Origin of the sequence: Pelagibacterium sp. 26DY04, from assembly GCF_031202305.1 — a bacterium.
Taxonomy (GTDB): Bacteria; Pseudomonadota; Alphaproteobacteria; order Rhizobiales; family Devosiaceae; genus Pelagibacterium.
In genome coordinates, this window is sequence record NZ_CP101731.1 from 1,027,237 (window position 1) to 1,053,249 (window position 26,013).

A 26,013-nucleotide genomic window follows, 5' to 3' on the forward strand; every position below is an offset into this window, starting at 1 on the left:
GGATGTTACTCCCGGTGAGATTCAGGCAAAAGCGGCGCACCGCTTTTGCCCTTCGCAAGCGCGATTGAGTGGCGGAATTACTGTGCCAGCTCGTCGAAATAGAGCTGAGCGCCCTGATGAAGCGGGATCGGCGTGTTGACCGCGGTTTCAACGCTGATATTGGCCGCCTCGGGGTGAACCTGCGCGAGCTGGTCGAGATTGTCGAACAGCGCCTTGGTGATGGCGTAGACCTGTTCGTCGGTCGCGAACTGGCTGGTAAAGAGCGTGGCGGGATCGTTGATCACCAGCACCGGTTCGGCCTGGTCCTCATAGGTGCCCGCCGGCATCTCGTAGACCTGATAGAAGGGGAATTCCGCCAGCATTGCGCCGACGGTTTCCTCTTCGATCGGGATCAGCTTCATGTCGCGCTGGGAGCCCAGATCGATCAGGGCCGCGGTCGGGGCACCGGCCAGCACCACGGTGGCGTCGAGCTGGCCGTTCATGAGCGCAGCCGTGCCTTCAGTGTAGGAGAGGAACTGCGCGTTGGCCGGATCGAAAACGCCGTAGGCTTCCATCAGACGCTGCATCAGCACGGCCGAGTTGGAGCCCGGAGGGCCCATATTGACGCGCTTGCCGGCGAGTTCAGCCATGGTTTCGATGCCGGTGTCGGCCGTCGTCGCGATCTGGAGCACGGCCGGGTAGAGATAGGCCATGGCCGCGACGGGCAAGGGCGCTTCGAACGGACCTTCGCCAACGCTCGCTTCATAGAGCGTCGAAGACGAGGAGAACCCGAAGGTCATCTGGTCGGCGGTCACGCGGCGGATGTTTTCCACCGAAGCCCCGGTCACTTCGGCGCGCGCCGTGGCGTTTTCCATATTCTGGTTAATCACCTCGGCCATACCGGCCCCGATGATGTAAAACAGCCCGCCGGTGCCCCCGGTGCCGATGGAAATACGCTCCTGGGCGAGGGTGGGCGTGGCCATCAGGCCAAGCGTGAGCCCGACGCCAGCGAGCATTTTGACTAACTGCATTTTAGGAGAACCTCCCAAGTTCAATGATGGTGGCACTATGCCGCGTGGCCCGATTTCTGGTCGTGGCCGTGCTTGGCCAGAGCGCGGAAGCTGGCAAAGCTGGCTTCCACGATCTGGTTGACCGCCGCTTCGCGGTCGTTTCCGTCCACCGCGCCATCTGAAAGGCGGGTGACGCGTTCGGGGTTGATCAGGGCGTAATAGAGCGCTCCGAGCAGAAACTGGCTGCGCCAGACAAGGCCCTCGCGATCGGCATCGGGAAGGCACTCGGCAATGGCATCGAGAAAGGCGCGGCTGGTGGCGTCGAAGGCGCCGGCGATGATCGTGCGGGCATCTTCGTTGCCTTCCGCCGAAAGAACGGCGCGCATGCGGGTGAAATCCGCCCCGCCGCCGTCGAAATCCGATGAGGAGGAAAAGGCCGGGATCACATAGGCGCGAAGGATCGCCATGAGGCGCTCGTCGGCATCCTGGATGCGGCGGGCTTCGCCCAGCAATTCCATACGCCGGTGGTTCATGGGTTCGGTGTGGCGCTGATAAATCTCGCGCAGCAGCACGGCCTTCGAACCGAAATGGTAGGTGAGGCTGCCGACATTGGCACCGGCGGCCTTGGCGATCTCGCGCATGGAAACGGCATTGTAGCCGTTCGACGAAAACAGCCGGACCGCAGCGGAAAGCAGCGCTTCACGCACATTGGCTCGAGACAAGGGTTCCTCCATTCGTACATTCGTACGATTTATTTGTACAAATGTACAAATCGAACCGGAGAGTCAACCGTGATGTTGCAGCGGCCACAGGCGGGAAGAAGCGGGCCAAGGGGGGGGTATGGCGGCGGCAGGCTCTTCATGCCTCACATCCCGTGTCACAAGTTTTCGTCGGAAATGCGAGGTGACGGATCGGTCTGGGCGGCAGAGAGGATATAAATGTATATATGTACTGCTAACGAGCTAAATCGAGAAACATATTTACTTACATTTGCTATATATATTAAATTATTTCACCACTGTATTTCTGGTGCAGGTAACTAACTTCTGCGGTCTCGGCTGTTATGGAATCGCCCGCCTGTTGCGGTGTGCTGAGCGCGCTCTTCGAGTAGTAAGCTTAAGAGTATTGTTCTGTTCTACATGACTGCCTGAGGGGCTCAAATGAAGATCGAGCTGGACCACCGTATTCAAAAAAGGAATTCTGCAGATCCTGGCTTCATTAGGCAGAAACACAGGAACACGCCCGTAATTTCTGTAGTTATTCCTGCGATGAACGAGGCAAGGAATTTGCCGCATGTCTTGCCGCTCATTCCCCGTTGGGTGGATGAGGTCGTTCTGGTGGATGGAAACTCGCAAGACGACACCGTTGCCGTCGCGCAGCGATTGATGCCGGACATCGTTATTGTAGGGCAGGACAGGCCCGGCAAGGGTGCCGCGCTGATGTCGGGCTTTCGCGCCGCCAGAGGCGAAATCATCGTTATGCTCGACGCGGATGGCTCCACCGATCCTCGCGAGATACCGGCCTTCGTCGGCGCGCTGCTTTCGGGCGCGGATTTCGTCAAGGGTTCGCGCTTTTTGCAAGGTGGTGGCACGCTGGACATGGAGTGGTACCGGCGGCTGGGCAATTGGGGGCTCGTAAAGCTCGTATCTCTGCGGTTCGGCGGGAATTTTTCCGATCTTTGCTATGGCTACGCCGCCTTCTGGCGCGACGTTCTCGATCGCATGTCGCTCGATGATGCCGTGGGATTCGAAATCGAAACCAGCATGAACGTTCAGGCGCTGCTCTCCAATCTCAAGATCACCGAGGTCGCCAGCACCGAGCAGCGGCGCATCCACGGCAAAAGCAACCTGCGTACAATACCGGATGGATGGCGCGTGCTGACAACCATCATGCGGTTGAGCAGCCGGCCGCAAAGGGAGCTGCCAGGCCTGGACGTCGCAAAGTCTCAACAGAACTGACTGCTGGGCTCGGGGATGTCTGAAATGGAGAAGATTTCAGTCGTCATCTGCACCCACTCAACTTCCAGGCTGCCACTTGTGCGCGATGCGTTGGCATCGGTTCAGATCCAAACGCGCCCAGCCCATGAAATCATCGTCGTTGTCGATCATAATCAGACAGTGGCGGACGCCCTGGCGTCCGATGACACCAATGTCCGGGTGATCCCGAATACCGGCCCCCAAGGCTTGTCGAGCGCGCGCAATTGCGGCGTCGCGGCGGCCACCGGCGATATCATTGCCTTTATCGACGATGACGCGCGGGCCGCCCCCGATTGGCTTGAAAAGCTTCTTGAGATCTATCGTACCCGCGATGTTTTGGCCGTCGGCGGCTACATCGAGCCGGTTTGGCCAGGCGGGCGCCCCAGTTGGTGGCCGGAGGAATTCGACTGGGTGGTGGGATGCAGCTATCGCGGCCAGCCCGAGACGGCGGCTTCGGTGCGAAATCTCATCGGATGCAACATGTCCTTCCGCCGGATGGCATTCGACGTTTGCGGCGGTTTTTCCGAAACCTTGGGACGCGTCGGTGCCGATGGTGGCGGATGCGAGGAAACCGAGCTCTGCATCCGGGCCCAGTCGGCATTTCCGTTGAGCCGCATACTTTATGATCCCGCCGTCCGCGTCAGGCACCGGATCGATCCCGAGCGCGTGAGCTGGCGCTATTTTGTCAAGCGGTGCCGTGCGGAAGGACGCTCGAAAGCGCTTCTTGCTGCTCGGCTGGGCGGTGGCCAGGGCTTGAAGACCGAAACCCGTTACGTCAGGCGCGTCCTGCCCGCGGGCGTCCTCAAGGGATTGGCCGGCGGATGGGACGGATTTCTCCGGGCCGGCGCCATCATCGCGGGATTTGCCATCACCGCCACGGCCTATGCTCTCCCGCGCCGAACGCGGAGCAAAGCCGAAGCGGAAGCACCCCCTTTTGCCCCCATCAAGGTCGCTCAGTTCGACCTTGCCGAACCGATCGGCGAGCTTGCGTCTGACGACCCCGGAAACGGGCGAATTTATGGAGGTGCCTTCTGCCTCGTGCGCGAACATGACCGGCCGCTCGGTATCGCGAAATTTGCTACCCATGGCCGCCCCGTCGAGGCAAGGGAGTTTTCCGTGCTCTTGCAGCAAGCGCGCGCCGGCGATGAGGCTGCGGTCCGGCCGGCGAAAGTCCTGTCCCAACCGCCGACCGCCCGCGTCGTCGTCGCCACCCGCGACAGGCCCGGGATGCTGGTGAGATGCCTCGATAGCCTGCTGGTCCAGGCCTATCGCCAGTTCGAGATTCATGTGGTCGATAGCGCCCCGGCGAGCAGCGCAACCCGCGAGTTGATCGCGCAGAGATATGCGGGGACCAATATTTGCTACAGGCACGAAGCCAATCCGGGGCTCGGCTTGGCGCATAACCGGGGGATCGCCGGAGCCCGGGCCGAGATCTTGGCGTTCACAGATGACGATGTTCTCGTCGATCGCAACTGGCTCGCTGTCATCGGCAACGCCTTTGCCCGCGATGCACGTATCGGGTGTGTCACCGGCCTTATCCTGCCGGCCGAACTCGAAACCCGCGCCCAGTGGTGGACCGAGGCGCATGGGGGCTTCAACAAGGGCTTCACGCCCAGGCTTTTCGATCTCGAGTTCAACCGTCCCAAGGGAAGCCTCTTTCCCTATGCCCCAGGTGCTTTCGGTTCGGGAGCCAACATGGCGTTTTCCCGGGCTGCGCTCGATGCCATTGGCGGTTTTGACCCGGCATTGGGTGCGGGGACGTTGGCGCGTGGAGGCGATGACCTGGCTGCCTTCACCGCGACGATCCTTGCAGGATTCCAACTCGCCTACGAACCGGGAGCCATCGTCTGGCACCATCATCGGCGCACCGAGGAGGGTATTGCAGGGCAGGCTTATGGCTATGGAGTAGGTTTGGGCGCGTATCTCACCAAGACCCTGTTCGATCACCCCTCTTCGGCATTGGCCTATGCTCTCGGGCTTCCCGCAGCCCTCGTCCACATCCTCGGACCCGGATCGTCCAAGAATGCGCGGCTGCCTTCGGATTACCCATCGGCTCTCAAATGGGCGGAGCGCCGGGGAATGGTCGCGGGCTTTGCCGCCTATTTCCGCAGCCGCCGCGCCGTGGCCCGGCGCGCAGGCCGCGAACGTCAACCGCCCCTGATGTCGCAACGCAGTGCTTGAGGAGGATCAGTGACAGTCCCGATCCTGATGTACCACAGCATTGGAAACGACTGTTCGGCGGGCTATCGGCGCTGGATGGTTACGCCTGATCGGCTGGAAAGCCAGCTCAGGGCCGTTCGCTCGCTCGGCTATCGATTTGTCACCATCAGGGAGCTGGCCCATATCAGGCGGAATGGAGGCCTTTACGGGCATCGTCTCGCTGCCGTCACGTTCGATGACGGCCTTGCAGATTTCCTATCCGGTGCCGTGCCTGTTCTCGAGCGGCTGGGGGTGCCGGCAACCCTGTTCGTCACCACCGGCTATGTGGGTGAAACCGCCCGCTGGCTTGCCGGGCTCGGGGAAGGTGACCGCCCGATGCTGGCCAAGTCCGATATACAGGCCCTTGCCCGTTCAGGCATCGAATGCGGGGCGCACAGCCATACTCATCCGCAATTGGACCTGCTCGATCCCGCGGCCGCTTCCCGCGAAGTGCTGACCAGTCGGGACCTGCTTGGCGATTGGCTGGGTTCGATGCCCAGGAGTTTCGCCTATCCCCACGGATATTACACGCAGCCGGTTCGCGAGATCGTCGCCCAGGCGGGCTTTTCTTCCGCCTGCCGGGTTGCCCATGCCCTGAGCCGGCGGGAGGAAGATCCCTATGCTCTTGCCAGGATCATCATGACCGAACGCATCGACCAGCCGGCACTTGAAAGAATGCTGCGCGGGCAGGAAATCGGTTACGCGCCCCCAAGCGACAGCCTCCCCATCCGCGCCTGGCGCCTGGTGCGGCGGATACAAGGCCTTGCCAGACCGGCGGCATACCTTCCATTGCTGCTTTGCACCCATCCCCACGCGCACACTTTTGCGGATCTGATATCTGCTGTATAACCATATCGCGATGACACGACCCTCAAGTGGCGATCCGTGGCCAAGATTTTCAATGATGCGGTCTTTGAAGAGTGGCAGGAGCTGGTCCAGTCATGGGAGCGGACCGAGCGCGAACTCGCCGAATTGAAGGCTGCGCCGGACCAATCCCAGACGCATGAGCGCGAAGCGAAACTGCATGATGAACTTGCGCGTTTGAAGTCCGAGATCGACGGGCTTGTCCAGCGCATGTCCAACGGCCGCGACCGGAGTGGGGAAGAAATGCTCGTCGCCCTTGTCGACACCAAGCCGGAACGCACCTCGTTTGCCTCGATGGTCCGCGAACGTCTCGCCCGCCTGCCGGGAAGGCGATAAACCTCAGCGCGGCGGCGCGGCCCTCTCCGTGGAAGGCTGAAACACGATGGCGTCGGGACCGACGAAAGCGATCTCGACATCGGGCGAGGCGAGAAGCGCCTCCACCACATCGGAGAGATCGGAGTCGGGCAGCGGGTTCATCGCCTCGAAATAGGCGTTCTGGCTGCGCGTGAAAATGGCATAGGCCGGGCCGTCGTGATCGTGCAGCCAGTCTGCCAGAAGTCCCGCCGGGTCCGAGCTGAGCGCGGCCGCAATGGCTGGCAGTTCCTCGGGAAGCGGCACGTAGATCATGTTCTCGTAGTTCTGTAGCTGCCTCGGATAGGTACTCGCGCCTTCGATCAAGAGGGTATTGGGCTCGGAGGTCTCATAGAGCCATCGGGCGGCGGCAACCTCGCTGTCGGAAAACCGGTACTGAGCGTCCTTGCCATTGTTGGCGAGAATGAAGGCTGCAGATCCACCCATCAGCAGCAGTGCCAAGGCGAGAGCCTTGAATGGCTGCAACCGGCTTTTGGGCGCGGGAAAAACGAGTGCAGCGGCGAAAAAACTCAGGAACGGCAGGGCGAAGAAATAGACGCGAAACAGAACCTCCCCGCCATATGACGTAGCGATGGCCAGCGGCAATGGCGCCAGGGCCAGCATCGCGGCAATCCCGTCCCGATACCCGCGATGAAAGCGGATGACGCAACCGGCGATCGCCGCAAGGCCGATGGTGGCGACGATGGCCCGGCCGGCCAGTGATACCAGGCGTTGGCTTTCACTGACACTGTTCCAATCGATCACGGCGCCGAACGTGTCCTCGCCGACCGCTCCGAACTCGGCGACAAGCATGGAGAGCATTTGCCCCATGAACGGATCGGCCACGAAAACCAGCCACAGGACCTCGGCGGCAATTGCAAACAGGGCAAACCCGATAGCAAGGCGACCGAGCAGGAAAAGCCCTGACAACATCGCGATCAAAAGGATTGGCGTGAGCTGATGGCTGGCGACGATGGCAACGATCAGCGAGAGCACCACCCCGATGGCCGTCGCTTTCATGGCCGGGGAAAGCGCTCGGGGCAGCACCGGCATGCGGCGCGTTGCCCAAAGCCTCAGCCTCCACATATCAAAATGCAAGGCCGGCGCGTGAGGCGAGGGCCTGGGAGGAATGGCGGCAAGGGGGCCCAGACACAGCGCCAGGGCGATGAGCAGCAGCAGAAACGCCGTGCCTTGAGGGGAAAAATAATCCTGCCCGACCCAATTGCCGACCACGAAAATGGCCGTTGCCGTCCAGACAAGGCGGAGATCGGTTGACAGGCACCGAAAGATGTAAGGCAGGACCAAAGCGTAGAGCAGATTGAGGCCCAGCGGGAAGAAGCGGCCGATCTGCGACATGGCGATCGGATCGAGCCCGAACAGCTTTCCGAGCCCGGCAAAAACGAGAAAAAATCCCGGCCAATTGTGATAGGCGGCAAGATAGCGCGACCACGGATCGATCGAGCCGGTGCGCTGGATGTATTCGATGACGCCCAGATGCTTCCATGCCCAAGGGTAGCGCAAATTGTCGTAAACCAGCGCCGGCGTTCCGTGCAGCAGAACGACAAGCATCAGGATCAGGGCCAGCGGCGTGAGGCGCCGGCCGGGTTTTTCCCCCAGCGCGATCACGAACCCGCCCGCGATCAATCCCACCGATAGGGCCATGGTCCAGGACAGGGCGGTTATCAGCCCAAGCCCGCCGATCTCGTCCACCGAAATCTCCGGCAGGCCGATTGCCCACAGAACCATCGCCGCCAGCAGGCATGCCCAAGGCAGCAAGGTTCCGGCCAATGCGGCCCCGTCGTTGAACCCGAAGGTTTGCCGTGCGCCTGAAAATGGCAGGGAGGGGCCGTGAGAAGCGCTGCTCATCGTGCCTCCAGGTATCGCTTGACCTGCTGGAGGGGCCAATCGAGGTTGACCGCGCGCCAGGCATGGTTGGTTGCGTAGGCAGCGTCACAATCAAGGTTCCGCGCCAAATGATGGATCCAGGCCAGCAGCACCATCTCGCCCCTGAGGTCGTCCTGCTGCAGCCAGTGCCCGCCCGTCCCTCCGGCGGCAAGCCAGTCACGCTCACCGGCCGACCACGCGCCGCCGTTCAAAAGATCATGGACGACCGGCCCCAGCTCCTGATCGCGGACCATCATGCGCGTCGTGAGCGCCAGGTGGCAGATGTCGAGGCCCGCAGGGGCGTCCCGGCGCATATGCGACCAGCCCACAATCCTGCACACATGTGGCCGATCGGATGCGCCGGTTTCGAGCAGAAAGCTTTCGGGGACCAGATTGCAATGGGCGACACCCAGATGAAGCTGCCGGCTGGACCAGAATTCGAGCATATGGGCTTCGAGCGCTGCCAGCGCCATGTCGGCTCGAGTGCGATGCCGGCGCTCCAGACGCCGGATCGTTGCCAGCGGGCGGCGGATCCAGGAGTCCGTCCAGGCCACCGAAACGCTCTCCAGCGAGGCCGTCGCTGCATGAATCCGCCCGATAGCCCGCGCCGCCGTCGCCAGGCCGGGAGACGGATCGTCCTGTTCGAGCAGATCCGCCAGAGTCAACCGTTCCGTCCCGGCATGCCAACCGGATCCCGGCGCAGGCGGAAGCAGGTGCTTCAGCCGCGAGAGGCGAGGATCGGAATGAAGCAGGCCGAGATTTTCCTTTTCACCATCGAGCGCCGCGCTTGCCCTACCCTCGATAGCGGTCACCCTGTTCGGCGTGCCGATCATGCCGCGAACGATCCGACCCAACCCGCCCGAGAGGACGACCGCCACGTTGAGCGCCCGGTTCAACCCGAATTTCGAGATGATGCCGACAAGGATAACGAGAACCGATGCCGTCTGGGCCAGAAGCCAGGCCATTGCCATGCCGGCTCCGCCCATTTCCGGCACCAGGAAAAGCCCGAGCGAAAGGGCAAGCACAAGGTTCAGCCACTGCACGCCCAGCATCGCGGGCAGCCAATCCTTGGCGCGCGCCACGGCAAGGAAGATCGTCTCCAACGTCCAGGGAATGCACGAGAGCGCCAGAAGCTGAAGGATGACGGTCCCTTGGCCCTGGTATCCGGGCCCGAAAAGCGACATCAGGCCCGGCGCCAGTAGAGCGATGGCGACCGAAACGACCGTTATCGGGAGCACCGCCTGGGCGATGGCTTGTCCGGCCAGCGATGCGATCCGTTCGCCTGCGACCACGCTCTCGGCCAGCAGCGATATGCCCATCGAGTGCCCCATCATGTAGATCGAATATGCGATCAACCAGCCGATATAATACTGTGCGGTGGTTTCCGGTCCGGCGTGGTCGAGGACGATCAGCGGCGCCGCGGCGATGGCGATGGTGGGGGCAAGGCCGGCGAGATAGTCGACGCTATAGAAGCGCGCCATCGCCCCGAGCGTGGGCAGCGGCCTTCCCTTGGCCGCTCGTTTGGGCAGCAGCTTTGCAAAGACCAGATAGCTCCCCACGACGACCGCCGGGATGACGGGAATGATCCAGGCGGTAAGAAGGCCCAGGCCATTTGCGGCAAACAGCGATGCGCCGGCCAGCGCGCCGATCTTGAGAGCAGACGAACTGATGGAAAAGACCGGAACCCAATGCGCGGCCCGCAACGCGCTCAAGGTGCTTTCGAGCAGTGAATAAACAGCCCATGCGGCAACGATCACGGCAAAGAACACCGAGAGCGCCCAGGACGCTGAAAGAAGTGCGAGCTCCTCGATGAACCAGCCGGCAGTCCGGGCAAATATCAAGCCCGCCAGAGCCCCCGGAATGGCACCGATGGCCAGGGCTCCGAGCACCAGGCGCTCGGAACCCGGTCCGGTGCCGGGTAGAAAGCGCTGCAGGACATTGTTGAGGCTCAGCCGCGTGATGACGGAGATAGTCATGGCGGTATTGATCAGCACGCTGCCGATACCGACCGCTGCCTGGTCGAGCAGGCGTCCGGCAAGCAGCCAGAACAAAAGGCCAAGCGCCGAGGTCACCACGATGCTCGTCATCAGGGCATAGGCATTGCGGGCCAGGGACGAAGCCATGACCGCGTCAAACATGTGGAAAAGGCGCTCGGATATGGCAGTCAGCAGCGCTCTCTCGCCGGTTTCGCGCTGAATGCCGGGCCGGGGCATCATTGCCCCCTTTGCCAAATTCGGACGTAGTCGATCAGGAACCGAGCGGGAAAGCGAGTGGTTTCGTCGGGCGCGCCGGGCCAGGTGCCCCCGACGGCCAGGTTGACGAGCAGATACATTGGTTCCCTTGGAATGACGGACGCGTCGGTGAACCGCCAGAGTTCGACCCCGTCGAGATACCAGACGATCGCGTCCGCAGACCATTCAAGCCCATAGACGTGGTAGCCTTGCGACAGATCGCTCACCGTGCGGGATCGGTTGACGCTGCGTCTCTCCCCGCTGCCGTCCTGATAGTGAAGGTGCATTTCGACCACGTTGGGACGGTGCCCCAGCACCTCCATGATGTCGATTTCTGGCAGCGAGCGATGCGTGGAAGGCAAAAGCCATATGGCCGGCCATAGGCCCTGTCCGGCCGGAATGTGCGCGCGCACCTCGACATAGCCGTAGGTGAATGAGAACCGATCCGGGCCGGGGCGCTCCTCGTAATAGCGGCCCGTCGTAATAATTCCCGAAGTATAATCAAATATACGATCATCGATCCCGCGCACCGATTGTTCGCGGGCCGTCAACTCCAGTGCGCCGTTGCGCCCTGCAATGTTGGCGGCTGTGTACCACTGGTGGTTCTGGTTACCCAGATTGGTGCAGCCGCCATCCTCCCACCAATAGCAATGGGTCCATTTTGAGCCGTCTAGCCGGCCCGTGCCGAACTCATCGGAGAACACCCGGACCCATCCGGTCCCGCCGCTGATCGGCCCGGCCAGGGGGCTTCCAGACGCCGATGGCGGACTTTGCGCCGGGACGTTGGCCGCCGTTACGGGCGCTTGCGCCGCAGGCGTCCCCGTTCGCATGACCGTTGCCAGCGGCGTGCACGAACTTGCGATAAACAAAAAGCTCAGCAGCAAAACGCCCGTAAAAAGGGGAAAGTTTTGCATTTCAACTTCGCCCCTCAAGCAAGCATGATTACCGGACGTGTTTTATGTTTAATAAGGAGTAAACCATATTCAATCGGGGAAAGAAACAGACTCCGGCGCTCACTAAATCCAAAGATTGAGTGCGCCAGCGAGAATGCGAGTCTGCATCTGATGAGGAACGTTAGCCAAGGTCGAGGCATTGGGAGTGAACACCCATCTCCCGAGGCCTCACATGACTCTTACCCTCACCGTGAACGGACAGGACCGCGCGCTCGATCTTGATCCGCGCACCAGCCTTCTAGACGCCCTTCGCGACCATCTCGACCTTACCGGCACCAAGAAGGGTTGCGACCACGGCCAATGCGGCGCCTGCACCATCCTGGTCAATGGCCGCCGCATCAATTCCTGCCTCACGCTGGCGGTGATGCATGAGGGCGACGACATCACCACCATCGAGGGATTGGGCACGCCCGAGGCGATGTCGCCGCTCCAGGCCGCCTTTGTCACCCATGACGGCTATCAGTGCGGCTATTGCACGCCGGGCCAGATCTGCTCGGCCACCGCCATGCTCGGGGAGATCGAAGCGGGCTGGCCCAGCCATGTCAGCGAGGACCTGCTGGCCGATCCCGAGCTGACCGAAGCGGAGATTTCCGAGCGCATGAGCGGCAATATCTGCCGCTGCTCGGCCTATCCCAACATCGTCGATGCCATTCGCCAAGTGGGAGGCAGCCGCGATGATGCCGTTTGATTACCAGCGCGCCGAAAGCATCGGCGCCGCCGCCGGCCTGGCCCGAGATGCCCGCAACGCCCGCTTCATCGCCGGCGGCACCAATCTTCTCGATTTGATGAAGCTGGAGATCGAAACGCCCCAAATGCTGATCGACATCTCCCGTCTGCCCCTCGACACCATCGAGGAGGCCGACGATGGACGGTTGCGCATCGGCGCGCTGGTCACCAATGCGGATCTGGCCGCCGACCACCGCGTGCGCCGCGATTATCCCGTGCTCTCTCGCGCGCTCCTGGCCGGTGCCTCGGGCCAATTGCGCAACAAGGCGACGACGGCTGGCAATCTGCTGCAGCGCACCCGCTGCTATTATTTCTACAACCCCGCCATGCCCTGCAACAAGCGCGAGCCGGGTTCCGGTTGCGGCGCGCTGGAAGGACACAACCGCATCCACGCCATCCTGGGCGCAAGCGAACACTGCATCGCCACCCACCCCTCCGACATGGCCGTCGCCATGATGGCGCTTGAAGCGGAGGTCGAAATCCTCGGCGGCGGCACGCAAAGAACGATCGCGCTCGAACAATTCTATCGTCTCCCCGGCAATACCCCGCATATCGAAACCGTGCTCGAGCCGGGCGACCTCATCACCGCCGTCGTGCTCCCGGCGCCCATTCCCGGCCGGCACAGCTACCGCAAGGTGCGCGACCGCGCCTCCTACGCCTTCGCGCTGACCTCGATTGCCGCCATCGTCGATTTCGATGGCACGACGATCCGTGACATACGGCTGGCCTTTGGCGGTTTGGCGCCGATGCCCTGGCGCGACCGCGATATCGAAGACCTGCTGCGCGGCAAAGCGCCCTCCGATGCGCTATGGGACCAAGCCGCCGATACCCTGCTCGCCGACGCCCGAGGTTACGGCGAGAACGACTTCAAGCTCGCTCTGGCGCGACGGACGCTCGCCGCCGTTCTCGACCAGGCCTGTAGCGGAGGGCGCTGAGATGGAAATGACGCACAAAATGGATGCGCCGGTCGCCGATAGCCTTCTCGACAAGACCGGCCGGAACATCATCTCAAGCCCGATCGACCGGATCGAAGGCCCGCTCAAGGTCACCGGCACGGCACGTTATACCGCCGAGTTCAAGTTCGACGGCATGCTCCATGGCGTGCTGGTGAGCGCGTCGATCGGCAAGGGTACTGTGACCGCGATCGATACGGCCGCCGCCGAACAGCTCCCGGGCGTGGTCAAGGTGATCGTCGATTTCGAGACGTTTCTGCGCAACCCGGCCCAGGGTCTGGCCACCGAAGCGCCCGCCCAGGGCGTGCGAGAGATCAGCCATTTCGGCCAGCCCATCGCGTTGGTCGTGGCCGAAAGCTTCGAGGCGGCCCGCCACGGCGCACTGGCCATCGATGTCCAGTACGCGACAGTGCCGGGACGTTTCGATTTCGCCGCCCGGCGCGATACCGGCGAACTCAAGGAAGGGACCGACCAGAGCCAGGGCGATATCGAAGCCGCGATGGAGGCCGCCCCCGCCAGGATCGACGGCATCTGGACCACGCCGTCCCAGAATGCGTCCGCCATGGAGCCGCACGCCAGCACCGCGTTCTGGGAGGGAGATAACCTCACCCTCTATGGTTCCTACCAGATGCTGGCCAGCGACCGCGAGCAGCTTGCCGATGCGCTGGGGCTCGATCCCGAAAAGGTGCGGATCATCGCCCATTACATCGGCGGCGGGTTCGGCTCCAAGCTCGGCATCAGTGCCGAAAGCGTCGCCGCGGCGCTCGCTGCCCGGCAGCTCGGCCGCCCGGTGCGGGTGGTGATGACCCGCCAGCAGGTCTATGACGCCACGGTCCGCCGCTCCAACACCGAACAACGCGTACGCCTGGCCGCCGACCGGAATGGGAAGCTGACGGCTGTAGGCCACGAAACCTGGACAGCCAATCTCGATGGCGAGAATTTCTCCGAGCCCGCCAGCGCTTCCACGCAATTCCTCTATGGCGGCGAGGCGAGACGGTTCGGCAATTACATCGTGCGCATGGACCAGGTGCTTTCCGCCTCCATGCGGGCGCCCGGTGAAGCCGCCGGAATGCTGGCCCTCGAATGCGCCATGGACGAATTGGCCGAAAAGCTTGGGCTCGACCCGGTCGACTTGCGCAAGCGCAATATCCCCGATCGCCACCCGGTCAACGACATTCCCTATTCCAGCCGCTCGCTTGCCGAATGCCTCGATATCGGCGCCGCCGAATTCGGCTGGTCGGCCCGCAATCCCCAGCCGGCGAGCCGGCGCGAGGGCGAATGGTGGATCGGCATGGGCATGGCCGCCGCCGCTCGCTCCAACATATTGCGCAAATCGAGCGCCCGCGTGACCCTGAGGCCCGAGGGCAGGGCGGTGGTGGAAACCGACATGACCGATATCGGAACGGGGTCCTACACCATCCTCGCCCAGATTGCCGCCGAACTTCTGGGCCTGGACGTCGACAAGGTCGACGTCCATCTGGGCGACACAGCCCTTCCGCCCGCCCCCGGTTCAGGCGGCAGCGTCGGCGCCGCAAGTTCGGGCTCTGCGGTCTATCTCGCCTGCGAAAAACTGCGCCAGACCATCGCCGGAAAGCTCGGCTGCACGCCCGAGAGCCTGGTGCTCTCGGACGGCATGGCGCGTTCGGGCAACGTCTCCCATCCCTTGGGCGAATTGGCCGCAACTCCGCTCGAGGCCATGGGGATCATCGAGCCGGGAGAAACCGGCAAGGCGTTCGTCCAGGCCGCGTTTGGTGCCCATTTCACCGAGGTCGCCGTCAATGGCTATACCGGCGAAACCCGTGTGCGGCGCATGGAGTCGACCTTCGCGGCTGGCCGCATCCTCAACGAAAAAACCGCCACCTCCCAATGTATCGGCGGCATGGTGTTCGGCATCGGGGCGGCGCTCACCGAAGAGCTCATGTATGACAAGCGCTTCGGCCAGATCGCCAATCGCGATCTCGCCGAATACCATGTTCCGGTCAACGCCGACGTGCCCCAGCTCAAGGTCAGGTTTCTTGAAGAGCGCGACTATGCAGCCAATCCGCTGCTCGCCAAGGGCATCGGAGAATTGGGGATTTCGGGCGCCGGCGCGGCGATCTCCAACGCGATCTACAACGCCGTCCGCATCCGCGTCCGGGACTATCCCATCACCCTCGATAAGCTGATCGACAAGCTCCCCGATCCGCAAGGCGAGGGCACGCGCCCGCGTTAACACAAGAGCACCATGCCCGAGCCGGGGAACGTTCGCCGCTCTGCTCCGGTTGACGGGAAAGCCACCTCAAGCGCAGGAGCCTCCCATGAGACGCGATGTCGTGCCCGGTGCCCGATTTCCCGATTTCGTCCTCCCCGACCACACCAAGACGCCGCGCCGCCTTTCCGATCTGCAGGGCGACCAACTCATGGTCGTCATCCTCACCCGCGGCTCCTTCTGCCCCAAGGACCGCCAGCACATGCTCGAACTCGTGCGGTTCCACCCCCAGTTCGTGGTTGGCTATACCCAATTGGTCACCATCACGACCGACGATTGGCACACGACAAACAACTACCGCCAGCAGACCGCCGCACCCTGGCCCTTCCTCTACGACCAGCAGCGGATCGTGCAGAAGGATCTCGACATCAAGGAATACACCGATACCTCCTATGACGTGATGATCCCCCACACCATCGTCCTGGGCCGCAACCTCGAGGTCTTCAAGATCTATAACGGCTACTACTACTGGGGCCGCCCCGCCATGGCCGAACTCCACGCCGACCTGCGCGAACTGGCCAAAAACACCTATGCCGATTGGGACATCACGCAACCCGAACTGCGGGAGAAATGGGAAAAGGGCGACAAGTCCGATTTCTACCCCTACGGGCCGACCTCGATTTCCATGGAAACCCTGATGCTCCAAATGGCCGGCGCCACCGACCAATACGCCGGCCCGGCCGAGGAAGAATAAGGCAGGACAGAGGGGAAGCATAGCCCGCCCCATTGTCTCGATATTGTCATGTCCGCTCCGTATGGGGCGCCATGACTTCGATTTTCCTTCACAATCTGAGCAAGACGTTCGGCGATGCCGCTGCGGTAAAGGACGTCACGCTCAATCTTCCCAGCCGATCCTTCACCGCGCTTCTCGGTCCCTCGGGGTGCGGCAAGACCACGCTTTTGCGCCTCATCGCCGGCTTTGAGCAGCCGACCGCCGGCAGCGTCGGGTTCGACGGTGTCACCATGGCCGACCAGTCCACCATGGTCCCGCCCGAAAAGCGCAATCTGGGCATCGTCTTTCAGTCCTATGCCCTCTGGCCGCACATGGATGTCGCGGCCAATGTCGCCTATCCGCTCAAGGGCCGTGGGCTGGGCCGCGCCGAAATCGAAAGCCGCGTCGCCGATGCCCTCTCCATGGTCGCGCTCGATGGCTATGCCGGCCGCAGCGTCGATGCGCTTTCGGGCGGCCAGCGCCAGCGCGTCGCCCTGGCGCGCTGCCTGGTGACGGGCACGAGCATCATCCTGCTCGATGAGCCGTTGGCCAATCTCGACGTGCATTTGCGCGCCGCCATGCTCGATATCTTTGCCGATATCCACCAGCGCACCGGCGCCACCATCGTCTTTGTCACCCACGACCAGTCCGAGGCCCTGGCCCTGGCCGATACCATAGTGGTGCTCGACCGGGGCAGGGTGCAGCAAATCGGCTCACCTCAGGAAATCTATGCTCGCCCGGCCAGCGCCATGGTCGCCAGCTTCGTGGGGCGCGGCACCCTCGTTGATGCCCAATTGCGCGACGACCTCGCCCGCATCGGCGACGCCACCATTCCTGTGCGCGGCGGCGGCAACGGCCCGGCCAGGCTGCTAATCCGTCCCGAGGCCGTGCACCTGGCCGATTCCGGCCTCGCCGCCACCGTCCAGCGCGTCCGCTTCACCGGCGCCAACTACGAGACGACGCTCGTTCTGGGCTCAGGCGACAGGATCGTCGCCGACCTCCCCGAGCGCCTCGATCCCAGCACTGTCGCCAGGCTCTCGATTTCCGACGCCTGGGTGGTTCCCACCTAACGCCAGGGCAGCACTCCGGCCGGCAGGCGCGGCGCCAGCCGATCCAGGGCCAAAAGCAGCATCACCACCACGGCGATGGTAACCACCGCCACGGCCGAGGCCTGCGCCGAAAGCCCGGCCTCATCGAGCGAAAACAGGATCACGCCCAGCGTCTCGTTGCGGCTCGACCAGAGCAATGCCGAAACTGTCAGCTCGTTGAAGGCGCTCATGAACACCAGCAGCGCTCCGGCGGTCGCCGCCGGAGCCGCCAGCGGCAGGGTGATGGTCAGAAGCCGCCGCATCCCGCCGGCCCCCGCCGCCGCGGCAGCTTCTCCCAATTGCGGCGGTATCTGCCCCAGCGCCGCATCGACGGGCCGCACCGCCAGCGCCGCAAAGCGCATCAGATAGGCAACGAGAATGATCCAGGGCGTGTTGTAGAGGCTGCCGATCAGCGGCAGCGGCCGCAGGAACAACAGGATGCAGGCGATGGCCAGCACGATCCCCGGCAGCGCATAAGGCAGGTCGAGCAGCCCGTGCAGCGCCTGCCGCGTCCGCATCGGTATGCCGCGCAATCCCAGCGCCACCGGCACGGCAAGCAGCGCCAGGATCAGCGCCGCGAGTCCCGAAAGGTAGAACGAATTGGTGAATGCCCGGATCGTGGAGGCCTGCCGCGCCAGCACCTCCACATAATTGTCCAGCGTTATCGTATCGAAGCTCAGCCGAACCCCATAGGTGGGCACCAGCGAGGTGGTCAGCAGCGCCAGCATCGGCAGTACCAGCATCACCCCGATCAGCAGCAGGCCGATACCTGCGACCGGCCACCGCCACCCGCCAAGGCTCAACCGCAGCGGCGCGCCGCGCGTGATGGCAAAGCTCTCGCGCTTTTGCGCCAGCGATTGAATGGCGATCCCCACGATGGCGATCGCGGCGATCAGCAGCGACAGCATGGCGGTCTGGGCCAGAACCGTCGGCCCGTTGCTGGCCAATTGCTGGTAGATCAGCGTCGCCAGTGTCAGATAGTTGACCGGCAGGCCCAGGAAAGCGGGGATGCCGAAATTGCCCACGCCTGAAACGAAAGCCAGCGCCAGCGCGGCGATGAAATAGGGGCGCATCAGCGGCAGCGTCACTGTTGCCAGCACACGCCAGGGCCCGGCCCCCGCCGCCCGCGCCGCCTCGAAATAGTCGCGGGGCAGGGCGGTCAGCCCGGCCCGCAGGGTGATGAAGACGATGGGCGCATGCTGGATGCCGTAAAGCAGGATGATCCCACCGCGCCCCAGCAGCGGATTGGGCGTTCCCGGCGCCGGCGCCAGCCCGAGCGTTCCCAGCAGCGCGCTCGACGGGCCCAGAAGCTGCATATAGGCCAGCGCCGTGACCTGCGGCGCGATCATCAGCGGTAGCAGCAGCATGAAGCCTTGCAGCCGCCGGAACGGCACATCGGTGAGCGCCACGAAAAACGCGAACGGCGTGCCGATCAGCAGCGCCAGAATGGCCCCCATCACGGCGGTATCGAGGGTGTTGAACATGGCGCGCTGGGTCGAGCCGCGCATCAGCCGCTCGATCAGCGGGGCGAAATCGAGCCCCGCATTCCCCACCAGCGCCGTCGCCATCAGCCGCCCCAGCGGCAGCGCCGCCAGAACCCCGACGGCCACGATGGCGAGCGCGACGGGCGCGAACCGCGCCACCCCGGCAATGCGCCCGGCCGTTGCCGGCCGGGCAGCTCTATGTGTCAGCGGCAGGTCCAACCGGCTTACTGGCCGAAGATTTCGCCGAAGCGGTCGCGGTTGGCCTGTTCGTTGGCCAAAGCATTGGCCGCGTCATAGTTCAGCACGTTGATTTCCGAACGGTCCGGATAGCCCTCGGGCAGCGCCATGCCGTCCCTAGCCGGGATGTAGCCCTGGCTCACCGCCAGTTCCTGGCCTTCTTCGGAAAGCAGGAAGTCGATGAACAGCTTGGCGTTTTCCTGGTTCTGCGAGGACGCCAGGATCGCCGCCGGCTCGGTCACCGCCGAAACGCCTTCGGTGGGGAACACGAATTCCACCGGCGCACCATTGGCCGCTTCACGGATCGGCATGTAGTCGACGATCATGCCATAGAGCTTTTCGCCGCCCGACACCGCCGTCAGCACGCCGCCATTGCCGCCCGAAGCCTGGGCGCCGTTCTCGGCGAGCGCCGTGTAAAAGTCCCAGCCTTCGGGCAGGTTCTCAGTGAGCGTCACCGTGTGGATCAGCGCCGCGCCCGAGGTCAGCGGGCTCGGCATGGCGATCTGGCCCTGCGCTTCGGGCTTGGTCAGGTCGTACCAGCTTTCCGGGATCATGGTGGCGGCGGTGTTGTAGACGATGCCGGTGGTGATCAGCTTGGTCGAGAAATAGGCGCCGTCTTCGTCATGCAGCCCTTCGGGATAGGCGCTGACATCGGCTTCGGGGTAGTTGAGCAGCAGGCCCTCGGCCTTGAGCCCTTCCATGGTCACGACGTCCGCGATCAGCAGCACGTCGGCCTGCGGCGTTCCCGCTTCCAGTTCCGAGCGGAAGCGCGCCATGATCTGGGTGGTTCCGTCGCGCACCCACTCGACGGTGATGTCGGGGTATTGCTCCATGAACGCGTCAGCGGTCTGCTGCGCGTCGGTCTGGGGCTGGCTGGTATAGAGAACCAGGCGGCCTTCCTGAGCCATGGCGGGGGTAAGGGCGGTCGCCAGCATCAGGCCGGCGGTGATGATTGCGCGCATATCTGTCTCCAGCAAAATGGCACCGCTTGAGTCGGGTACGGCGCCGATGGGCGGCGTTTAGCCCCCCTCGGTAACGATGCGATGACACCCTTGTCGGGAGCGGCGCACCCCGTGCGTCCTCGGGATATGATGTACCCTCAACCCCGGAGCCTCCGTCATGGTCCCCACCATCACCGCGTTTGAAAACTCGCCCGACGGCGGCCAGGGCCACGCCCGCGATATGCGCGTCCGCTGGGCGCTCGAGGAAGTGGGCCAGCCCTATGATGTGCGCCTCGTCTCTTTCGAGGCGCTCAAGCAATCGCCGCACCGCTCCCTCCAGCCCTTCGGCCAGATCCCGACCTACCAGGACGGCGATCTGACCCTCTTCGAATCCGGCGCCATCGTCCTCCACATCGCCCGCAACCACCCCGGCCTGCTGCCGGACGACGCAAACGCCCAGGCCCGCGCCGTCGCCTGGCTGTTCTGCGCCCTCAACACGGTCGAACCGCCCATCGTCGAGCGCGAACAGGCGCCTTATGTCGAACGCGGCCAGAGTTGGTTCAACGCGGAACGCCTCGCCTTCCTCGATGATCGCGTCCGCATTCGCCTTGCCGATTTTTCCGCCCGGCTGGGGGACGCCGAATGGCTCGAAGGCACGTTCAGCGCCGGCGATCTGATGATGGTCATGGTGCTGCGCCGCCTGAACGGCTCGGGGCTCCTCGAGGAGTTCCCGAACCTTTTCGCCTATGTCGCGCGCGGCGAAGCCCGCCCCGCCTTCCAACGTGCCTTCGAGGCCCAGGCGGCAGTAGCAAGGGCCGCCCGGAAGGACTAGCGCACGAACCCAAGCGGCAGCGTAAAGGTCCACTCGCTCCGTCCCGCCGCCGGCGGAATGGGCGGGAAGGGCGCCGCGCGGCTCACCGTCGCCAGCGCCGCCTGATCCAGTACGGCATTCCCGGTGCTCCGCACCACGGTAGCACCCGCCACCTGTCCGTTGGCCAGCACGGTGAACCGGACAATTGCTTCCCCCGTCGCTCCGCGCCCATTGGGCGGGTAGCGGAACGCACGCGAGAGTGCGGAAGCCACCTGTCCGGGGTAGTTGGAAACGGCGGCGTTCCCGGCTTGGCTCGCTGTTCCCCCGCCTGTCGCTGTGGAGGTGCCCGTCTGGCTGCCCTGCGCCGCGCCTTGCGTGGTGTCCGCCTGTTCCGTCCCGCCATTGCCCGCCGAAGAAGGCGGCTGGGGCTGGGGCTGCGGGCGCGGCGGGGCAACCAGCCCCTCGGGCCGCTGCGGCGGCGTGGGCGGGGCCTCGACGGCGGTTTCGGGCTCGAGGACTTCGGTTTCCCTCGCCTCAACCGGTTCGGAAAGCTCGGCGGTCAGTGTTTCCGGCTCCAGCGCCTCGACCATCTCCGGCTCGATGGCTTGAACCTCGACCTCTTCCGGTGCGACCGGCTCTGCCGTCTCGCTCTCGAGCGCCACCACCACCATATCGGGCTCCACCGCTTCTGCGGGCAGTCCCTCGGCCATTTCCGTTTCGGCCGGCTCAAGCGCTTCGACCGGCTCGATAGGCGCCGGGGCGGTCACGGGCTCGGGCGTCAGTTCGTCCACGACCTCCTCGGTCTCCGCCGTCAGCACCGCCTCCGGCCCACCCGCCGACATCGCCGTCTCGAACGCGTTCCCCAGCACGGCGGCATCTCCCATCGCTCCTCCTGCGATTTCGATTTCCCCGGTCCGGCTGGTCAGCGCAAACAGCAGCGCAAGATGCACCAGAACCGAAAAGACGATGGCGATTGTCCAGGCGCGGATCGACACTATTGCGCCCTCTCGGTAACGAGCACCACATCGGCAAGCCCCAGCGCCCGCAACTCCCCGAGCAGGTCGATCAGCATCTCTGCCGGCAAATCGCGATCGGCGCCCAGCCGCACCGGCTCGCCTTCAGCCGGCCCGTGGTTTTGCGCGAAAGCCTCGGCCGAAATCGCCGCGCCGTTCCACGTCAGCGCCCCCTCGGCATCGGCATAAAGCGCAGCGGTGGGCGGCGATTGCGGCGCTTCCTCGGTGGTCGAAAGGTTCACATCCCCATCCATCGGCGGCGCGACGGTTCCCGCCACCAGAAAGAAGATCAGCATCAAAAACACCACGTTGATCAGCGGTATGGTGCTTTCGCGCTCGGTGGGGCGCTTGGGTTGACTGATTTTCATGGCTCAGCGTGCAATATTGACCGGCAGGGCGGTCACCCGCCGCAGATGCTCCAGCGCATCGACGAGCTGCTGGGTGGAAACCCCGCTCCGGGGCAACAGGGTGATGGCTTCGGCGCCCAGCCCCGCAAATCGCTTCAGCCGCGCCTCGACTTCGCCGGGCGCGGTCGCCTCGCCGTTGATGTTCCAGCCTCCGGCCTCATCGATCCGTACCAGGATGCCCGGCGCCGCCGCACTGGCCGATGCCCCGGCGCGCCCGCCCTGCAGCTCGATTTCCGAAAAGCGCGAAAAGGTCGAGCTGAGCATGAAAAACAGCAGCAGCAGGAAAATGACGTCGATGAGCGAGGTCAGCGACAATGGCCTGCGCCTGCCGACTCCGCGTTCAATGCGCATGGGCGAGCTTGGCTGGTGCCCCCGCACGGCCCTCGGCATGAAGCGCGGCAACCGTCACCGAACCGGTTTCGGCAATCTCGTTCAGCCATTGGGTGACGAGGTCTTCCAATGCCGCCCGCTCATTGTCCACCCGCGTTTCGAGCATGGTGAGGACGATCGAGACCGGCATGGCCACCGCAAGCCCCACGGCCGTGGTCAGAAGCGCTACCCAGATGCCGCCGGCCAGAACCGACGGGTCGACCGCCGCGCCTGCCGATTGCATGGCCTGAAACGCCTCGATCATGCCCAGCACCGTGCCGAACAGCCCCAGCAGCGGCGAAATCTGCGCGATCGCGTCGAGCGTGCGGAAGCCCTTTTGCAGGTCGTGCAGTTCGCGCCCCGCCACGCGGGTGGCTTCGCTCTCGACGGTTTGCGCGTCGGCGCCATCGAGCTTGGCGGTCATGCCCGCTTCGAGCGAGCGCGAAATGATCGAGCGCGAGTCCGCGCAAGCCGCCAGCGCATCCCCATGCCGCCCGGCCCGCCAGAGCGTGACTGCGTTTTCCGCGCGCCCGAGCCGGCCCAGGCCGCGCCGCCAGAACTGGAACAGTTTGAGCGCGATCAGCGCCACCGCGAAGACCGATAGCGCCAGCAGCAGCGCGACCACCGGCCCGCCGAGTGCGAGAATGCCCCAGATGGCATCGATGGCGTCGTTGAGTTGGTTTTCCATGGTCAAAGTCCGAACGTGATGCCCGAGCGGCTTTCGGTCGTGAGTGCATCAAGGCAGATCGAAGCGTCCTCGGGGCCCTCGCAAGCCGCGACATCGTTGATCAGCACCCGCCCGATATCCTGGCAGCCCTCGCCCGGCAGGGTGAATTGCAGCACCTTGGTGCGTCCGGTCGCCATCTCCCCGAAATCGAGCGCCAGCATGCGCGTGACCAGCCCTTGGCCGTCAAACAGCACGACCTCGAAGCTCAGCCTTTCGATCGGTGCATCGAGCCCGTTCTGACCGACGAAGGTGGCGCGGCATCCGTTCTCGGCGGCTTCGGTGGCGTTGAGGTCCAGGGACAGGGTTCCCGTTTGCGCCTGAACCGGCGCGGCCATCGCCGCGAGCGCGGCCACAGCCAACGCCAGACAGCTTCTGTTCATTGCGTTCATTCCTTGTGCCGTTCGATGGATTCGGAAGGCGATCCAAAACATGACTCTTTTGTTCATAAAAACTCAACGCGACAATGTGTCAAGAGCAAGCCATTGATAACTTGCGACAAAAAATTTGTTGACTCTTGAAGTCAGAATTAAATAGCAACTTCGGCGACACAAAACCGACTGGATGTTGCTGCAATGAAAACACACTCTGTCACGCTGGGCGGGTGCCTCACGGCCCTCGTGCTGGTCTCGGCTCTCCCCGCCTATGCGCAAGAGCAGCAGGACATTCTTCTCGATGAGGGAACCATTCTCGACATGCTGGTCGTCCAGGCCGCTTCCGATGAGTTGCGCCAGGCCCTGGGCGTGTCCAACATCACCTCCGAAGACCTGCTCAACCGGCCCGTGGCCCGCGACATTTCCGAAATCGTCCGCACCATGCCCGGTGTCAATCTGAGCGGAAACACCTCCACCGGCCAGCGCGGCAATCAGCGCCAGATAGACCTGCGCGGCATGGGGCCGGAAAACACCCTGATCCTCATCGATGGCCGTCCCGTCCTTTCGCGCAACGCCGTCCGCCCCGGCCGCCGAGGCGAGCGCGACACGCGTGGCGATGCCGGCTGGATTCCGCCCGAACTCATCGAGCGCATCGAGGTCATTCGCGGCCCCGCCGCCGCCCGCTACGGTTCGGGCGCGGCCGGCGGCGTGGTCAACATCATCACCCGCCAGCCCGAGCAATTGGCCATGCAGGTCTCCACTTTCCTGCAGATCCCCGAGGATTCCGATGAAGGCGGCTCGCGCCGCGTCAACGCGCTGCTGGCCGGCCCGGTCAATGACATGCTGTCTTACCGGCTGACCGCCGGGGCGAGCTGGACCGATCCCGATTCTCCCGACATCAACGAGGAGGCCGCCGAGGACGAAGACGCTCCGGCTGGCCGCGAAGGCGTCGTGACCTATGATTTCGGTGCCCTCTGGAGCGCCCAGCTCGATGCCAATCACAGCGTCGATCTCGACGTTTCCTGGAGTCGCCAGTCAAACATCTTTGCCGGTGATACGCTTTTAAGCAGCCCCACGGATCTCACCGACGCCCTGGCCGAAGACGGAGCCGAAACGAACACAATGGAGCGCACCTCGGTCGCGCTGACCCATTCGGGCACCTATGATTTCGGCGTGTCCGAAAGCTTCATCCAGTGGGAAAACACCTTCAACCGGCGCCTCAGCGAAGGAACCGCGGGCGGGGGCGAGGGCGCCATCAACACGGAGGAAGATTACCGCGTCGGTATCCTCGACAACATCATCGCCAAGACCGAATGGGACATTCCGCTCTTTGTCCTGCGCGACCAGACCATAACGCTGGGCGCCGAATATCGCGGCGAATTCCTCGAATCCTATACCGAGCTTGCCGACGGCACGATCGAGGATTTCGAAGGCCGCTACCAGGAAGCCCACATGCTCGGCCTCTATGTCGAAGACAACATCCTGGTCACCGACCAGTTGACCGTTACCCCCGGCCTGCGCCTGGACGTCCATGACAGCTTCGGCACCAACTATTCGCCCAGCCTCAATGTCTCCTACGCCATGACCGACGAAATCACCGTCAAGGCCGGCATCGCCAGGGCCTTCAAGGCGCCCACCGTCTACCAGCTCAACCCGCTCTATGCCTGGTCGACCCGGGGCAGGGGGTGCCCCACCGGCTTCTCGGGCCCCTGCGACGTGTTCGGCAATCCCGATCTCGAGCCGGAACACTCGCTCAACATGGAAGTCGGCGTGGCCTACGCCAATGTCGATGGCTGGCAGGCGAGCCTCACCTATTTCCATAACGAGTTCGACAACCGTATCGAAGCCGTCTACGTCGACGACCCTTCCTATCCGGGCAGCTTGTTCCGCTGGGGCAATTCCGGCTCGGCCACCGTCCGGGGGCTTGAAGGCAACCTCGTCGTTCCCCTGCACGAGACGGTGAGCTGGTCGACCAACTTCACCGCCATGCTCGAATCGCGTGAGCACGAATACGACCAGCCGCTCTCGCTCATCCCCGATTACACCATCAACAGCTCGCTACGCTGGGAAGCCATGGAGAATCTGGGGCTCACGCTGTCGGGCACCTATTATGGGGAGATCCAGCCCCGTACGGTCGACCACAACAACGATCCCATTCCCGAGGAAGAGCAGATCGGCCGCGATCCCTATGGCGTCGTCAATTTCGCGCTCGACTACCAGATCAACGACAACGCCCGCCTCACCGCCGGGGTGAACAATCTGTTCCACACCCAGCTCTACCGCACTGGAGAAGGTGCCAACACCTTCAACGAACCTGGCCGCTCCTTCTATGTGGGCCTGACCGGATCGTTCTAGGCCGCTTACGAACCTCCAAAGCCCCCCGTTCCCAGCCTTGGGAGCGGGGGATTTCTCCGCATGCGGCCTCAAGGCGCATTCATTTGCGCGCCGGCCCAAGCGAGAACCCCTTGAACGCAGCCAT

23 protein-coding genes are annotated in these 26,013 nt (G+C 63.7%); 11 read left to right on the top strand and 12 right to left on the bottom strand.

The features are described from left to right. Positions 1-77 precede the first annotated feature (77 nt). Together NO932_RS04845 and NO932_RS04850 are read right to left on the bottom strand one after the other, a co-directional pair. The gene (locus NO932_RS04845) at positions 78-1,010 is read right to left on the bottom strand and encodes a TAXI family TRAP transporter solute-binding subunit (protein WP_309209964.1); all 933 of its coding nucleotides are present in this window, start codon (positions 1,008-1,010) and stop codon (positions 78-80) included. A 35-nt stretch (positions 1,011-1,045) separates the two neighbouring features. Then, complete coding sequence (locus NO932_RS04850) at positions 1,046-1,723, bottom strand: TetR/AcrR family transcriptional regulator (protein WP_375142847.1); 678 nt, start codon at positions 1,721-1,723, stop codon at positions 1,046-1,048. A gap of 426 nt (positions 1,724-2,149) precedes the next feature. On the opposite strand from NO932_RS04850, the gene NO932_RS04855 reads away from it, so the two are divergent. Genes NO932_RS04855 through NO932_RS04870 form a run of 4 tightly spaced genes read left to right on the top strand, consistent with a single transcriptional unit; the run spans position 2,150 to position 6,364 of the window. Next, complete coding sequence (locus NO932_RS04855; RefSeq protein WP_309209967.1) at positions 2,150-2,947, top strand: glycosyltransferase family 2 protein; 798 nt, start codon at positions 2,150-2,152, stop codon at positions 2,945-2,947. Positions 2,948-2,971: 24 nt separating this feature from the next. Continuing rightward, complete coding sequence (locus tag NO932_RS04860; RefSeq protein WP_309209968.1) at positions 2,972-5,146, top strand: glycosyltransferase family 2 protein; 2,175 nt, start codon at positions 2,972-2,974, stop codon at positions 5,144-5,146. A 9-nt stretch (positions 5,147-5,155) separates the two neighbouring features. Further along, positions 5,156-6,013 (top strand): polysaccharide deacetylase family protein, encoded by an 858-nt coding sequence (locus tag NO932_RS04865; RefSeq protein ID WP_309209969.1) that lies wholly within the window; start codon positions 5,156-5,158, stop codon positions 6,011-6,013. A gap of 36 nt (positions 6,014-6,049) precedes the next feature. After that, the gene (locus NO932_RS04870) at positions 6,050-6,364 is read left to right on the top strand and encodes a hypothetical protein (RefSeq protein ID WP_309209970.1); all 315 of its coding nucleotides are present in this window, start codon (positions 6,050-6,052) and stop codon (positions 6,362-6,364) included. Positions 6,365-6,367: 3 nt separating this feature from the next. On the opposite strand, the gene NO932_RS04875 is transcribed toward NO932_RS04870, so the two are convergent. From NO932_RS04875 to NO932_RS04885, 3 genes are read right to left on the bottom strand one after another with little or no spacing between them, the layout of a single operon-like run. Next, positions 6,368-8,245, bottom strand: coding sequence for a hypothetical protein (locus tag NO932_RS04875; protein WP_309209971.1), 1,878 nt, complete (start codon positions 8,243-8,245; stop codon positions 6,368-6,370). Beyond that, on the bottom strand, positions 8,242-10,479 hold the full coding sequence (locus tag NO932_RS04880; protein WP_309209972.1) for a lipopolysaccharide biosynthesis protein: 2,238 nt from the start codon (positions 10,477-10,479) through the stop codon (positions 8,242-8,244). Before NO932_RS04880 ends, NO932_RS04875 begins: the two co-directional genes overlap by 4 nt. Beyond that, positions 10,476-11,408 (bottom strand): glycoside hydrolase family 16 protein, encoded by a 933-nt coding sequence (locus NO932_RS04885; protein WP_309209973.1) that lies wholly within the window; start codon positions 11,406-11,408, stop codon positions 10,476-10,478. Before NO932_RS04885 ends, NO932_RS04880 begins: the two co-directional genes overlap by 4 nt. A gap of 211 nt (positions 11,409-11,619) precedes the next feature. Here NO932_RS04885 and NO932_RS04890 point away from each other — a divergent pair, with 211 nt between their 5' ends. From NO932_RS04890 to NO932_RS04910, 5 genes are all read left to right on the top strand, one after another. Beyond that, positions 11,620-12,135, top strand: a complete 516-nt coding sequence (locus tag NO932_RS04890) for a 2Fe-2S iron-sulfur cluster-binding protein (RefSeq protein ID WP_309209974.1) — start codon at positions 11,620-11,622, stop codon at positions 12,133-12,135. Next, complete coding sequence (locus tag NO932_RS04895; protein ID WP_309209975.1) at positions 12,122-13,108, top strand: xanthine dehydrogenase family protein subunit M; 987 nt, start codon at positions 12,122-12,124, stop codon at positions 13,106-13,108. The genes NO932_RS04890 and NO932_RS04895 overlap by 14 nt, the downstream gene beginning before the upstream one ends. A gap of 7 nt (positions 13,109-13,115) precedes the next feature. Continuing rightward, positions 13,116-15,338: a xanthine dehydrogenase family protein molybdopterin-binding subunit gene (locus tag NO932_RS04900; protein ID WP_309209976.1), complete on the top strand. Its 2,223-nt coding sequence runs from the start codon at positions 13,116-13,118 to the stop codon at positions 15,336-15,338. A gap of 85 nt (positions 15,339-15,423) precedes the next feature. After that, positions 15,424-16,068, top strand: coding sequence for a redoxin domain-containing protein (locus tag NO932_RS04905; protein WP_309209977.1), 645 nt, complete (start codon positions 15,424-15,426; stop codon positions 16,066-16,068). A 71-nt stretch (positions 16,069-16,139) separates the two neighbouring features. Next, a complete protein-coding gene (locus NO932_RS04910; protein WP_309209978.1) occupies positions 16,140-17,156 on the top strand; it encodes an ABC transporter ATP-binding protein in 1,017 nt (338 codons plus the stop codon). On the opposite strand, the gene NO932_RS04915 is transcribed toward NO932_RS04910, so the two are convergent. Both NO932_RS04915 and NO932_RS04920 read right to left on the bottom strand, forming a co-directional pair. Further along, on the bottom strand, positions 17,153-18,817 hold the full coding sequence (locus tag NO932_RS04915; protein WP_309209979.1) for an iron ABC transporter permease: 1,665 nt from the start codon (positions 18,815-18,817) through the stop codon (positions 17,153-17,155). The genes NO932_RS04910 and NO932_RS04915 overlap by 4 nt on opposite strands. A 65-nt stretch (positions 18,818-18,882) precedes the next feature. Next, the gene (locus NO932_RS04920) at positions 18,883-19,857 is read right to left on the bottom strand and encodes an ABC transporter substrate-binding protein (RefSeq protein WP_375142848.1); all 975 of its coding nucleotides are present in this window, start codon (positions 19,855-19,857) and stop codon (positions 18,883-18,885) included. A 157-nt stretch (positions 19,858-20,014) separates the two neighbouring features. Here NO932_RS04920 and NO932_RS04925 point away from each other — a divergent pair, with 157 nt between their 5' ends. After that, complete coding sequence (locus NO932_RS04925; RefSeq protein ID WP_309209980.1) at positions 20,015-20,668, top strand: glutathione S-transferase family protein; 654 nt, start codon at positions 20,015-20,017, stop codon at positions 20,666-20,668. On the opposite strand, the gene NO932_RS04930 is transcribed toward NO932_RS04925, so the two are convergent. Genes NO932_RS04930 through NO932_RS04950 form a run of 5 tightly spaced genes read right to left on the bottom strand, consistent with a single transcriptional unit; the run spans position 20,665 to position 23,543 of the window. After that, positions 20,665-21,642 carry a TonB family protein gene (locus NO932_RS04930; protein ID WP_309209981.1) on the bottom strand — a complete coding sequence of 326 codons (978 nt, stop codon included), beginning with the start codon at positions 21,640-21,642 and terminating at the stop codon, positions 20,665-20,667. The genes NO932_RS04925 and NO932_RS04930 overlap by 4 nt on opposite strands. Beyond that, entirely contained in the window at positions 21,642-22,028 is a 387-nt protein-coding gene (locus tag NO932_RS04935; protein ID WP_309209982.1) for a biopolymer transporter ExbD, read from the bottom strand. The genes NO932_RS04930 and NO932_RS04935 overlap by 1 nt, the downstream gene beginning before the upstream one ends. Positions 22,029-22,031: 3 nt before the next feature. After that, positions 22,032-22,382, bottom strand: coding sequence for a biopolymer transporter ExbD (locus NO932_RS04940; protein WP_309209983.1), 351 nt, complete (start codon positions 22,380-22,382; stop codon positions 22,032-22,034). A gap of 25 nt (positions 22,383-22,407) precedes the next feature. Continuing rightward, positions 22,408-23,124: a MotA/TolQ/ExbB proton channel family protein gene (locus NO932_RS04945; protein ID WP_309209984.1), complete on the bottom strand. Its 717-nt coding sequence runs from the start codon at positions 23,122-23,124 to the stop codon at positions 22,408-22,410. Between the two features lie 2 nt (positions 23,125-23,126). After that, positions 23,127-23,543 (bottom strand): hypothetical protein, encoded by a 417-nt coding sequence (locus tag NO932_RS04950; RefSeq protein WP_309209985.1) that lies wholly within the window; start codon positions 23,541-23,543, stop codon positions 23,127-23,129. Between the two features lie 192 nt (positions 23,544-23,735). Here NO932_RS04950 and NO932_RS04955 point away from each other — a divergent pair, with 192 nt between their 5' ends. Next, positions 23,736-25,889 (top strand): FepA family TonB-dependent siderophore receptor, encoded by a 2,154-nt coding sequence (locus tag NO932_RS04955; protein ID WP_309209986.1) that lies wholly within the window; start codon positions 23,736-23,738, stop codon positions 25,887-25,889. Positions 25,890-26,013: the final 124 nt, after the last annotated feature.